This is a genomic window from Fischerella sp. (assembly GCF_013388695.1).
Lineage (GTDB): Bacteria > Cyanobacteriota > Cyanobacteriia > Cyanobacteriales > Nostocaceae > PCC9605.
This window is the reverse complement of record NZ_JACAEU010000005.1, coordinates 1-12717: the sequence shown is the minus strand read 5'-3', so window position 1 is coordinate 12717 and position 12717 is coordinate 1. Positions and strand designations below refer to the sequence as shown.

General features: G+C 42.0%; 13 protein-coding genes. 9 read left to right on the top strand and 4 right to left on the bottom strand.

What is annotated here, in order from left to right:
* Window positions 1–143 precede the first annotated feature (143 nt).
* Window positions 144–437: a YggT family protein gene (locus HXY43_RS00570; RefSeq protein ID WP_026733040.1), complete on the bottom strand. Its 294-nt coding sequence runs from the start codon at window positions 435–437 to the stop codon at window positions 144–146.
* Window positions 438–642: 205 nt separating this feature from the next.
* Here HXY43_RS00570 and psbX point away from each other — a divergent pair, with 205 nt between their 5' ends.
* From psbX to HXY43_RS00545, 5 genes are all read left to right on the top strand, one after another.
* Window positions 643–762 (top strand): photosystem II reaction center X protein, encoded by a 120-nt coding sequence (gene psbX, locus HXY43_RS00565; protein ID WP_072032389.1) that lies wholly within the window; start codon window positions 643–645, stop codon window positions 760–762.
* 20 nt (window positions 763–782) lie between these two features.
* The gene (locus HXY43_RS00560) at window positions 783–1001 is read left to right on the top strand and encodes a hypothetical protein (protein WP_290878710.1); all 219 of its coding nucleotides are present in this window, start codon (window positions 783–785) and stop codon (window positions 999–1001) included.
* 42 nt (window positions 1002–1043) lie between these two features.
* Window positions 1044–1970 (top strand): Ycf66 family protein, encoded by a 927-nt coding sequence (locus tag HXY43_RS00555; protein ID WP_026733041.1) that lies wholly within the window; start codon window positions 1044–1046, stop codon window positions 1968–1970.
* A 47-nt stretch (window positions 1971–2017) separates the two neighbouring features.
* Complete coding sequence (locus tag HXY43_RS00550; protein ID WP_290878708.1) at window positions 2018–2581, top strand: hypothetical protein; 564 nt, start codon at window positions 2018–2020, stop codon at window positions 2579–2581.
* A gap of 135 nt (window positions 2582–2716) precedes the next feature.
* Window positions 2717–3244 carry a TolB family protein gene (locus HXY43_RS00545; protein ID WP_026733043.1) on the top strand — a complete coding sequence of 176 codons (528 nt, stop codon included), beginning with the start codon at window positions 2717–2719 and terminating at the stop codon, window positions 3242–3244.
* Between the two features lie 72 nt (window positions 3245–3316).
* Here the strand turns inward: HXY43_RS00545 and HXY43_RS00540 are convergent, their stop codons facing one another.
* A complete protein-coding gene (locus HXY43_RS00540; RefSeq protein ID WP_026733044.1) occupies window positions 3317–4321 on the bottom strand; it encodes a succinate dehydrogenase/fumarate reductase iron-sulfur subunit in 1005 nt (334 codons plus the stop codon).
* A 1386-nt stretch (window positions 4322–5707) separates the two neighbouring features.
* Between HXY43_RS00540 and HXY43_RS00535 the strand changes: the two genes are divergently transcribed.
* A complete protein-coding gene (locus HXY43_RS00535) occupies window positions 5708–6148 on the top strand; it encodes an AbrB family transcriptional regulator (protein ID WP_290878704.1) in 441 nt (146 codons plus the stop codon).
* Between the two features lie 304 nt (window positions 6149–6452).
* The gene (locus HXY43_RS00530; RefSeq protein ID WP_290878715.1) at window positions 6453–7328 is read left to right on the top strand and encodes a type II CAAX endopeptidase family protein; all 876 of its coding nucleotides are present in this window, start codon (window positions 6453–6455) and stop codon (window positions 7326–7328) included.
* 217 nt (window positions 7329–7545) lie between these two features.
* Here HXY43_RS00530 and HXY43_RS00525 read toward each other — a convergent pair whose 3' ends face one another.
* Window positions 7546–7674, bottom strand: a complete 129-nt coding sequence (locus HXY43_RS00525) for a hypothetical protein (protein WP_290878702.1) — start codon at window positions 7672–7674, stop codon at window positions 7546–7548.
* A gap of 187 nt (window positions 7675–7861) precedes the next feature.
* Between HXY43_RS00525 and HXY43_RS00520 the strand changes: the two genes are divergently transcribed.
* Complete coding sequence (locus HXY43_RS00520) at window positions 7862–8923, top strand: peptidoglycan recognition family protein (protein ID WP_290878700.1); 1062 nt, start codon at window positions 7862–7864, stop codon at window positions 8921–8923.
* A gap of 219 nt (window positions 8924–9142) precedes the next feature.
* Here HXY43_RS00520 and ribBA read toward each other — a convergent pair whose 3' ends face one another.
* On the bottom strand, window positions 9143–10825 hold the full coding sequence (ribBA, locus tag HXY43_RS00515; protein WP_290878698.1) for a bifunctional 3,4-dihydroxy-2-butanone-4-phosphate synthase/GTP cyclohydrolase II: 1683 nt from the start codon (window positions 10823–10825) through the stop codon (window positions 9143–9145).
* 644 nt (window positions 10826–11469) lie between these two features.
* Between ribBA and argC the strand changes: the two genes are divergently transcribed.
* Complete coding sequence (gene argC, locus HXY43_RS00510) at window positions 11470–12528, top strand: N-acetyl-gamma-glutamyl-phosphate reductase (protein ID WP_290878696.1); 1059 nt, start codon at window positions 11470–11472, stop codon at window positions 12526–12528.
* The last annotated feature ends 189 nt before the right edge of the window (window positions 12529–12717 follow it).

Here is a 12717-nt window from a genome sequence, read left to right as displayed (position 1 = left end):
TGGGCATTGGGAATCGGGCCGAAGTGAATTGGGATTTAACGATTATCTTTGCCCTTTGCCCCATGCCCCTTGCCCCTTGCCCACTAACTACTAACCACTAACCACTAACCACTAACCACCAACAACCAACCACCAACAATCCCCTAACTTACCCGAGACATCATAGTCAGCAGTCCTTGTTGACCAAGGAGAATTTCCCTAAGAAAACTGAAGATGCCAACCCAAATAATGGGTGTAATGTCTACCCCACCTAGAGGTGGTACTAACTTCCGCATCGGTACTAAAAAGGGTTCTGTAGGCCAAGCTACTAGATTCAAGGGAAAACGATTTAGATCTAGTTGGGGATACCAAGTTAGAATGATGCGGAAAATAAACAAAAGTGTCATTAATCCCAGTCCTAGACCGAGAATCCAAGCAGTAATGTTAACACCAGTCATTGTTTGAGCTTCTCACTCTCTGTGAAAAAGAATACCTGGGCCAAGAAAGCAGGAAATTTTTTTTAAGCTTTGTAAAGCTATATCATTTTCATTCTAGCCAAATGCGATCGCCCCTCCGCACATATGGAAAAATATATGGTGTTGCTCGAACAGTCTAATAGACCATTAAAATTAGGATACAGTCTGTAAACAAAGGTTGAAAACTATGACACCTTCTTTATCAAATTTCCTTTGGAGCCTGGCTTGGGGTACTGTGATTGTCGTTATCCCCATAACTGTGGGATTGATTTTTATTAGCCAAAAAGATAAAATCCAGCGTTCATAATAATACTTGCGGGAGTCAATTTGACTCTCAAAACCAATTGTCAGTCGGTTTATTGCCTATTGCTGCCATTTATCTGTCTGAGGGTAATTTCTACCACGTTGACAGATAGTGGCTTTTTAACTTTGGGTGATAATGTAGAGACGCGACGGCAGTTGCACGGGCAAAAAAGCTCTGTACGGCACTGCCTTGAGTTTCGCGTCTCTACAATATATTTGTGTGTTGTTAGAGTAGAGATTTAAATACTGACTCGCTAACATAGATTTGATATTAGGAAAAGAACAATGGTAACTTTTTGGCTGAACTCAGCCAGTGTTCTGGCTCAAGTAAACTTTGGGGCGAACTCAGCCAGTATTCTAGGAATTTTCCTGGCTGTGGCTGGGGCAGCCTTGTATTTCCTTCGCACTGTACGTCCAGAACTCTCGCGAGATCAAGATATCTTTTTTGCTGCTGTAGGTTTGCTCTGCGGCTTTATTCTCATTTTCCAAGGATGGCGACTAGACCCGATTCTACAATTTGGTCAGTTGCTTTTGGTAGGTTCAACTGTGTTTTTCGCAGTTGAAAGTATTCGTCTGCGGGGAATAGCTACTCAGCAAGCCAAGCGCAACACGCCAATTGTAGACGATGAGCGAGAGGTTAGCCCCCGCTATAAATATGAAAAGAGATCTCCCTATAAGGCTCAGGTAGACTATGATTTAGAACCACTACCTTACGATGATGAATATGAGGAGGAACGCCCCCGTCCTCGCATTCCAGGTAGCAGGGAAAGCCGTTCATCGCGTGAAGATTATTATGAAGATGAACCCCCCCGCCGTCCAGAACGTCGCAGTGGTACTGAGAAACCAGAACCTAACGAAAGATCTTCCCGTCGTCGTAGCGCTACACGTCCGGTAACTCGTACTCCTGAAAGATTTGAGGATGATTGGGGTACTTCCTCCAAAATAACTGATGACTGGGATAGCTCAGCTAGCGAAGAAAGAAGACCTCCTCGTCGTGGAACTAATGGTTCTTCCCGTCCAGAAAATCGCGGCGATGATATCGCAGATACTACACCCAGACCGCCAAGAAGACGCCGTCCGCCCAGCAGTTCGGAACCTCGACCTGAGCGTCAAGACGATGATGTCATTTCTACAGAATATGTGGAATACAAACCGATGAATCGCTCAGAAGACGAGTCAGATAATTCGGTTAATTTTGATGACGATGTATAAGTAAACTAATGTGGAGGTTGCAAAAAAGATGACAAAAAACTGTTGAGGTGAAAAAAATTACACCGATGTTTTGGCTCCAAAGACAAATTAGTTGGAGTCTACTTTTTGGTTTGACCAGTTTGCTTGTATCCTGTAGTCCTGAAAATATTCCTATTGGACCAACTTCCCTCAATAGTCGCTACACAGAAGAGCAACCGACCTTGAGTGGAAATGGTCGGCTTTTGGCTTTTATTTCAACTCGTAATGGCACTCATCAATTATTGCTATACGACTTGCAGCAGCAAACTTTTTTGCGTACACCACGCTTAAACCGTCCGGATACAATTGTTGAAAGTCCCAGCCTGAGCTATACCGGACGTTACATAGCATATATTACTAGCGACCAAGGTAGACCAGTTGTGGCGCTTTACGATCGCGCTACGCAACAGTCACAAATCCTTACCCCCGTATATCGCGGTTGGGTAAGAAATCCCAATATTAGTCCAGATGGGCGCTATGTTGTCTTTGAAACTGCCAGTCGCGGTCAGTGGGATATAGAAGTACTAGACCGAGGCCCAGAGATCGAGTTAGATATTCCTAATGGCGCAACTATAACTGCACCCCCACCGTAGTTGGGAGTGGGGGCTAGGGGCCCCCTCTGGGGTTGGGGGCTGTGGGGGAGTGGAGATGGGGAGGTGGGGAGAATAACCACTAACTACTAACTACTAACTACTAACCACTAACCAATGACTAATGACTCTTGACTAATGACTAAACACTATATTTTTATACCTATATTTACCCTAACAAGTTTATTAACTGGTTGTGGTGGCTATCCTCGTCTATTGAGTTATCCTTTCGATCCTGGAGGTAGGAGTCTTAACAGTCTTGCTTCGGAATTAAGTCCCCAAATTTCTGGGCGATTTATTGTTTTTGCTTCTGACCGACGTGGTAGCCAAGATGTTTATATGTTTGATATGGTGACTCGCAGTTTGATTGATTTGCCTGGTTTAAATTCTTTTGATGCGATCGCCTCTCATCCCAGTGTTTCTGATGATGGTCGTTACATTGTTTTTGCTGCTTCTCGTCAAGGACGAGTGGCTATTTTTCTTTATGACAGAGAAACACGGCAATCACGTAATTTGACTGCCAATTTGCAAGCAGAAGTCCGCAAACCTACAATTAGCGCTGATGGGGCTAGAATTGCCTTTGAGTACAGTAACAATGGGCAGTGGGATATTTTAGTTTATAACCGTTCTGGGCAACCATTAAATGTGCCACAAGATCCGCGTTAAAAAATTATGAATGATGAATGATGGAGATGAAATATTAAAATTCATCATTCATCATTCATAATTCATCATTAATCATTGCTTACCTTCTTGTTTTTGTACAGCCTCAATGAGCGATCGCACTTGTTGAGTTCCTTCAGAAGGCTCAAATGAGAGGGGGAATTTACGCTTAGCTAGCATCCGCAAACCGAGGGGTACTATACTAAGCAATCCTCTCAAGTCTTTAAAATAGTTGCCAACCACTTGTAAACCAAACTGCCTTTCATCAATCCAGCCACCTTCTTTGACTAGCTCTACTAATACTTTGCGATGACGAATTGAACGGCTGTCAGTTTTTTGTTTGTGTGTGAGAATTTCTTGTTTAATTTTAGCGATCTGATCTAATGGAGCAACATCCATCGGACAAACACTATTACAGTAAAAACAACGAGTACAACCCCAAACTCCTTTAGTACCTTCGTTGTATTTTTCCAATCGATTTTCAGTTTCGCTATCGCGGGAGTCTGCCACCATGCGATAAGCTTTAGCCAGCGCATGGGGGCCTACAAAACTGGGATTTACTTCAAAGGCATTGCATTCAGAGAAGCAAGCTCCACACATGATACAATTGCCTGTCTGGTCGAGACGCGATCGCTCTTCTGGTGTTTGTAAAAACTCTCTTTCTGGTACTTGTCGCGCCGCTGTACTTACGTAAGGAGCAACCGCCTCTAGATTGTTCCAAAAACTGCTCATATCCACTACCAAATCCCTAATCACCGGCATGTTGCCTAATGGCGCGATCGTGATTTCTGGAATAGTATTTGTATTACTTGTTTGTGCTGCTAGCTGTTGCAATCGGGCAATTTCGCTGCCAACATTTTCTTTACAAGCTAAGGCTGAACGCCCATTGATTCGCATAGCACAGCTACCACAAATTGTATTGCGACAATTTTTGCGAAACGCCAAAGTTCCATCTTGTTCCCACTTAATACGATTGAGACAATCAAGGATTGTATTACCCGCTTCTGCTTGCAAAAGGTAAGTTTGCACAACAGGAGAAGAATTTTGTTGCTGCCGAATTACCTTAAAAACTACTTCCATTGCTACTAACCTAAGTCTTGAAATTACTACATCTACCTAAAAACATAGACTTCTTGCAACAAGTCGCCAAAAGGGACATTTATGAGGGGGAAGGGGGAAAGGTGAAAGGTAAAAGGATTAATAAAATCCCTTTACCCTTTAACCCTTGCCCTTTTCCCTTAAAACTAGCCTTTCACCTTTTCCCATCTCTAGCAAAAGTTACTTTTACAAGAGGTCTAATTATTCCTACAGGCAGGTTGCTTACCCCATGAGCTATACTCTTGTTGCCCTTAATTCAAAGCTAGCTGTTAACATGCTGATAATTAAAGAGCTACTGATTCTGGTTTGGGGATCAACATGTAAATCTTAGTTTTAAAAGCTCTAAATGGGTTTGGCGACAGATTTGTCAACCTCTACACTCAATCACCTACAGGATATAACTGTATGTTGATATTAACAAAAGTCAACCGCCAACAGGAAAAATGCCTTAATAGGTCGCAAAGTGGCAATTTTTTTGGTTATATAGAATAGTTCTAGCTTTTGATGAACATCTTGAGGTAATGAATAAGCGACAGAATACTTTGACAGATTTTTGGCTCCTCTCAATCAACAAACTCTAGCATGTAACTCTCTTGCCAAAATTGCTTATCTAAAATAGATGAATTTTTATAAAAGCCATACCTCAATACTCACAATGGCAATAAAGCGGGAGGAAAATCCTCACCGCTTTTTGCTTTCTGAAGATCATAGATTAAGATCAAAGTGTAGCACTAAGTTTAATTCAAACTTAAACAATTATTTTGCTATTATGATTGCATGCTAGTATTTAATATAAAATTACGAGGTAACAAAACCAGTATAAATAGCCGTGCAAGTGCGGCTAATACCGTTTTGTTTATTCGTGATGTAGAGACGTAAAATATTTCGTCTCTGTTGGCAGGATAAAAGGGTATATGCCCAGCAATCTTACATAAATACTATGCTGTCCTAAGTTTGGGAGTTAGCATAAGTTAAATCCTGCAATTTCTTGGGTCTACAACTTAGTTGTAGTGGTAGAACTCAACGGCAATAAAGTGGAAAGAAAACTCTTACTACTTTTTGCCTCCTCAATTTGTAAAGATGGCTTAAAATTACACCGTCGCAGTAACGTCAGAAAAGAAAAATAATTCATTTTCGATGGCAAATGATGGTTAGAAGTGCCGTACAATCACCGAAATTAATACCTGTGGCAGCCATACCTCGAATAGATGGTGAGCAACCATAAAAGAGGATTTTGGTTTGTTATAAACAGGGATCTACCCTTTTGGTAGGGTTGCTAGTGGCTTTGTGCAAATGTCGAAATGCCAAACGCTGGCATAGGTAAACTCTGTAAATAGTTTGGAGAGAGTTAAGGATATTTTGAGCGTAATGACTGAAACTGCAACCGCACCATTAACCGGAAAAGCACTGCTTGCAAAAGTAAAAGAACTTTCTAGCTTACCACGTCGAGAAAGAGCAAAACAGTGTGGTTATTATACAGTTACAAAAAATAACCAGGTACGAGTCAATCTCACAGATTTTTATGATGCTTTGCTATCGGCTAGGGGAATTCCCCTAAGTCCAGAAGCACCCAAAGATGGCCGTGGTCGTGAACCTACTTATCGAGTTAGTGTTCACCAAAACGGTCAAATTGTAATTGGTGCAACATATACTAAAGCAATGGGCTTAAAGCCTGGTGATGAATTTGAAATTAAGCTGGGATACAAGCACATTCACCTAATTCAAGTTGACAGTGATAAAAAAGAAACCCAGCTGGAACTAGATACCGAAGTAGAGGAAGAAGACGAAGAAATTGAAGAAGATGAGTAAATTTTTCTAACGCTAGGGGTAAAGTTAATGGTGAGTTCTCCATAACTTTTTCTCTAGACAAGATGAAAAATTGGTTGCTGTAGTTTGAATATTTCTTCAAACGGAAAAATACGATTAGACCTCTTGCGGAAATTACCAATCTTGGTAGAAGCTTGACTAAGTAGAGAGAAAAGCAGAATAAAACCAGCAATAAGTGGGAGCATAATGAAGCGATCGCATAGCTACTCCCGATAAAAAATTGCTCAGAAACATAGCTAGCTTTTCTCTCGTCAAGCAAGAAATTTATGGTAGCAAGAAGTCTGTCGTGTTTTTTAATTGTATTTTGATAGCGTTATTTGAGCCATCAGTTCAGAATTTACAGTCATTTCTGGAAAATGCACCAGGGTTGGTTGTGGTGATGGCTTTTTTTATTGCTTGGGCTGGATTTTGGTTCCCAATAGCAGCTTTATTGGCTATAGTACTCAAATGGCAACCTGGCAAACCTTTACAACCAAATCAAAAGTTACCTTTACTAGTCTCGCTTTATTTATTAGCACCCTTGATCTTGTGGGCTGCTATCTGGCTTACCAAAACATCTTTCTCTAATTACGGCTTCCTTACTAATATTTCCATCCTTGGTTCTTTGGCAGTGGGCTTTGGCTTGGGAATATTGAGCCTTGTTGTGGTGTTTGTATTGCAATTTTGGCTGGGATGGTGCAGATTTGAAGAGTCTAATATCAAGCAATTACCATCTATTCTGCTACCTATTTTGTTGATAGCTTTATTTGTGGGTGGCATAGAAGAGTTAGTTTTTCGCGGGTTCCTGTTCAGCGAACTAGAACTGAATTATTCAGTTTGGGTGGCAGCGATCATTTCTAGCTTGATATTTGCTGCGCTACATTTGGTTTGGGAACAACGAGAAACCATACCGCAACTTCCTGGATTGTGGTTGATGGGAATGGTGTTAGTACTGGCACGGTTTAGCGATCGCGGCAATTTAGGTTTAGCTTGGGGACTGCACGCTGGATGGGTATGGGCGATCGCCTGCTTGGATACAGCACAACTAATTAATTACAGCGATAAAGTTTCCGAGTGGGTGACAGGTAAAAACAAAAAACCCCTAGCTGGGCTAGCGGGGATAGCATGTTTACTGCTGACTGCGGTAATACTTTGGTTGTTTTATCACCTTAATCTCAAATAGATGAGACTGACTTAATACATAAAAACTCAGCAAGAGTGGGTGTAGGGTAGTTCGCTTCTGTAATTTCTAACCCTGCCCGCGTTAGCATACCTTGAATAATCCATATATCAACGGCATCTACAGAAGCCCCGTTGAGTGAAGCCTGAATAGCAAAGATTCCTGTGCCTGCTGCGAGATCGATAACAGTATGCCCAGAAGAAATTCCCAGTCGCCTGAGTCAAGCCTGCTCCTTTTCTGGGGTACTTGATGCTTGCCTACGATCAAAAGCTTCAACTTGGGCTATATCCTCAAAGTCAATGCCTGCCATCTTAGATTCATCGAAATACCAAGCAGAAAATGAAGCCATATGATATTCGTCGCAGTATAGATTTTGTTTGTAATCTAACCACTTTAGGGCATCGGTTGAAATAGCTCTGTAGAAAGATTAATTTCTGGTTTAAATTATGGTATTTCTCATAGTATGGCAGTAGCCAATCTTCCAGTATAGCGAATATATTAATATCAATTTCAACAATTTAAAAATCTTTAAACACATGAATTTCAGCGTCTGGATAAATAGATTGCTATTGATATCTCTGATGCTCATTACCCTGATCGTTGTCATTGCGATCGGCAGAGTAAAACTACAACCAGATAGCAAAATCACATCAAATCCAAATTCAGAATATCCTGCTTGGAGTCCAGCAAATGTGCAAATGCAGGCGCTGAAAGAGCAAGAAGATAAACCTCAAGATTTATCTGAATCATCCGTCAAGTCCACTTCAACTCCCAATTCCAAGACACAACTTGAATCAGCTAACAAACAAGATGACAAACGTCAAGATTTGCCTGAATTATCAGTCAAGTCTACTGCAAATTCCAAGTCTAAGGCACAACTTAAATCAACAAGCAACCAAGGGAGTAAACTTCAAAAAATTCCTCGATACTCGTTCAAAATTACTGAAGCTTTTAAAGAGTATACGCCCAGATATGAAGTTGCCTTGGCTCATCCAAGCAACTATGGAGAGCGTTATGTTACAGACATTAATGGTCAGTCTATTAACAATCAAGCAATCATAGTACTTCATGAGACTGGTGATTCTGCATCCAGCGCTATTAACACCTTTCAAACAGCTCATGATGATGAGAATCAACAAGTGAGTTACCACGCCTTAATCACGCTAGATGGGACAGTTATTTATATAGTCCCGCCAGACAAGCGAGCCTTTGGCGCAGGTAATTCAGTTTTTGATGGGCCGAATGGGTCGGAAACCATACAAACTAATCCAAATTTAGAGCCATCTGTGAATAATTTTGCTTATCATGTCTCTTTAGAAACACCACCGGAAGGTCGGAATCAAGAACCAACTCATCTAGGTTACACTGATGCCCAATATTATTCGCTGGCTTGGTTAATAGCTCAGAGTCAGGTTCCTGATGCTCGTATTACTACTCACCGTGCAGTAGATCGTTCTGGTACGAGAATTGACCCAAGAAGTTTTGATTTTGATAAGTTTTTGGATTTACTTCATTCTTTCCGTCAACCGATCGCCATCAATAGCGATAACAAACAACAGGCAAAAATAGCTGTGTCAGAAACACTAACTACTATTTGATAATAGACTTTACTGGATACAGATTTACGACTGGACTGATGTGAATTCAAAGCGTGAAAAATCATATTTTAGAAATCAACCACCGATGCACACGGATGGAATTGGTAATTGGTGATTGGGGAAGAGGCAGTTTTCAGTTTACTTTCCCATTAACTATTACCAATTACCTATTACCCATACCACCTTTATGAATTCACATTAGACGTGATTTGAGAATAACTAGCGACTAAAACTATATATTTTCTGGGTTTCCAGATGCTCACAACAAATTGAGGAAGGTAATGTACCGAAAGGAAACGTTTGTCGATCTAATTGCACTTGCAAATTACTTAAGGGATCGATTCCGGGAGAAATTAAAAATTCTAGCTTTTGGATGTAAGGTAAAGCCACTACGTAATCAAGAATTTGCCCGATCGCCTGTACGTAAGGATGACTTTTTTGCTTGTACCAATCATGAGCTGCCAGTCGCGGTTGGTCAAATCCTAAATGTACTGTTAAAGAAGGTTTGTCAAATAGAGCGATCGCCAAAGGACGTGCTTCTTCCTGTAACAGTAGATCGTGACTTTTCGCTAAATGCCGCAGTTTCTCCAAGCGTTCGTAGCGTTCTGCGATCGCTTGTGGGTCGTCTTGCCAGTGTATGGCCATTGTTACCAGATATGTCTGCAACAGCATGTGACCCAGCTTTTTCGCTTTTGTCGCTAGGTAATTGGAATTGTAGTTATTCGATTCAATCAATAGTGGCACGCGATCGACTACTTCCAAACTGTAGCCCTTCAAGCCAGCAATTTTACGGGGATTATTGGTAATCAAACGAATCTTATGTACGCCCAAGTCCATGAGTATTTGCGCTCCCATACCATAGTCACGCAAGTCAGCAGGGAATCCCAACCGTTCGTTTGCCTCTACTGTATCTAGCCCCATATCCTGTAATGAGTAGGCTTTCAACTTATTAATTAGTCCAATTCCCCGTCCTTCTTGCCGCAGGTATACAACCACACCTTGACCCGCATTTTCAATCATTTTCAGGGCTGCTTGTAGCTGCATTCGACAGTCACAACGCAGAGAACCCAGTGCGTCTCCTGTTAAACATTCGGAATGCATCCGCACCATTACAGGATTATTACCGAACTGCGAAGGATTTCCCTTGACAATGGCAACGTGTTCGGTGTTATCGAGGGTATGGCGGTAAGCGTAAATTTGGAAAAGACCAAACTGGGTGGGTAAGTCAGCAACAGTTTCGCGAATAACAATGCGATCGTGCTGGAGGCGATAGCTAATTAAGTCCGCAATGCTAATAATTTTCAGATGATGATTCTTGGCATACTGGATTAACTGGGGTAATCGTGCCATCGAACCATCCGGGTTTTGAATTTCACAAATTACCCCAGCTGGATACAATCCAGCTAGTCGCGCTAAGTCAACAGCTGCTTCCGTATGACCTGCTCGTTTGAGCACACCTCCTTCCCTAGCGCGAATGGGAAAAATGTGACCCGGACGACGTAAGTCTGAAGCTTTTGTCGCTGGGTTAATTGCAACCTGAATCGTACGAGCGCGGTCCTCTGCGGAGATACCAGTAGAAACTCCCAAATTGGGCGCGGCGTCGATACTGACGGTGAAAGCAGTTTGGTTTGGATCTGTAATATTGCTCACCATCAAGGGTAAGTCTAGTTCATCCAAACGCTCGCCTGTCATCGCCAGACAAATCAACCCCCGCGCTTCCACCGCCATGAAATTGATCGTGTCTGGAGTAGCAAATTGGGCAGCGCAAATCAAATCCCCTTCATTTTCTCGGTTTTCGTCATCTACTACCACAATGACACGGCCAGCTTTCAAATCTGCCAAAGCGGCCTCAATTGAATCAAATTCAAAGGCTTGGGTTGAAGTTGTCTTGGACTGAGACACAGATGTTAGCTACCAAAAGTAAATTTTTTTAACAAATCCTTTTCGTTAAATTGTACCTTTTTTAGAAGGTCTGAGAGTGAGAGAAGCAATGATTTGTTGACACTCCCACATCTGCAAAGGGTGCGGTTGTTAGGCTTAACTTGCCTTTTGAAGTTCTTAGACTTTATGCTGATGAGATTTTTGTTCTTGCTTACGGGAAGCCACTAAACTTACGAAGGATTCCCCAAACATCTTCTTGATTGCAGCGTTTACCTAGGGTGTTGCAAAGTTTATATTATACCAAATTATATTGTCAGTGCTGAGAATTATGCCTTTCCACAAAAGACAGCTACTAGTACAAGAAGGCAGAATGTCAAAAGCTGATATTATAAGCTCTTAGTCTATTTTAACGGTCTGATTCTTTCCTTAGTGATTTACTAGTTAGTTAGATTTGCTAGACTTCTTATTTTGCTGTATGAGATCGTGAAAAAGTCTACCGCTAAAATTAGGTTTTAGTAATCAAATGTAGCAATGCTTCAACATTTATCAGGGGTTAGCATTCAACCTTCAGCCGTCATATGCTAAAAGCTAATGGCTTTGGGCTAAAGCGCCGATCGTTGATAGCTGACATGAGTTAACCAAAAGCGGATAAGGATCTTATAATCATGGGCAATTTTAGACGCGTACCCGTTGGGATTGTAGGCGCGTCAGGCTATGGCGGAGTTCAGTTGGTGCGTCTACTGATGGATCATCCAGAAGTAGAGCTGGTTTATTTAGGTGGCGATAGCAGTGCTGGAAAGCCGTTTGCGGATATCTATCCACATTTGGCTCATGCAGTTAATCTCTCGGTAGAAGCGGTAGATCCGGAAATCATTGCTCACCGTTGTGAAGTAGTTTTTCTCTCTGTGCCAAATGGTCTGGCTTGCCAAATTGCTCCAAAATTATTAGAAAAAGGATGTAAAGTACTCGATTTGAGTGCTGATTACCGATTTAACAATCTGGCAACTTATACAGCTTGGTATGGTAAAGAGCGACAAGATACTGCTACTGCTGCAATGGCAGTTTATGGACTGCCGGAACTGTTCCGCGATCGCATTTCAGAAGCCCAGCTAATTGGCTGTCCTGGTTGCTATCCTACCGCCAGTCTCCTCGCACTTTCTGTGCTTCTCAAACAAGGGTTGATCGTTCCCGAAACAGCCATTATCGATGCCAAATCCGGCACCTCTGGCGGTGGACGGGAAGCCAAAATCAATATGTTACTAGCCGAAGCTGATAACTCACTGACAGCTTACGGTGTCGCCCGTCACCGCCATACACCAGAAATTGAGCAAATTTGTAGCCATCTGGCAGGTCACGAACTCACCATACAATTTACTCCGCACCTGATCCCGATGGTGCGCGGTATTCTCGCAACTGTGTACGCGACATTACGCGATCCCGGTTTGGTGAGAGATGATCTCATTACCATTTATAGAGCTTTCTACCGCAACTCTGCTTGGGTGAAAATTTGCGATCCCGGCACTTATCCCCAAACCAAATGGGCTTGTGGCAGCAATCTTTGTTACATCGGTATAGAAGTTGATCCACGTACGGGTCGCGCGATCATAATGTCAGCGATTGATAACCTGATTAAAGGACAAGCAGGTCAAGCAATTCAGTGTATGAATATCATGATGGGTTGGGATGAGACTTTGGGCTTACCGAAGTTAGGATTTTATCCTTAATCAGAGTGAATGGTTAGTGGTTAGTGGTTAGTGGTAAACAACCAACTACTAACTACTAACTACTAACTACTAACCCTCTTCTGTCACTTTCCGGGTATTCTGAATAAAAGAATCAAAAGAAAAAACTCTGGAAGGTAAGCAGGGCAATGGATGTAGAATTACAAATCCTGAAGCATTTGGCGAGAGATG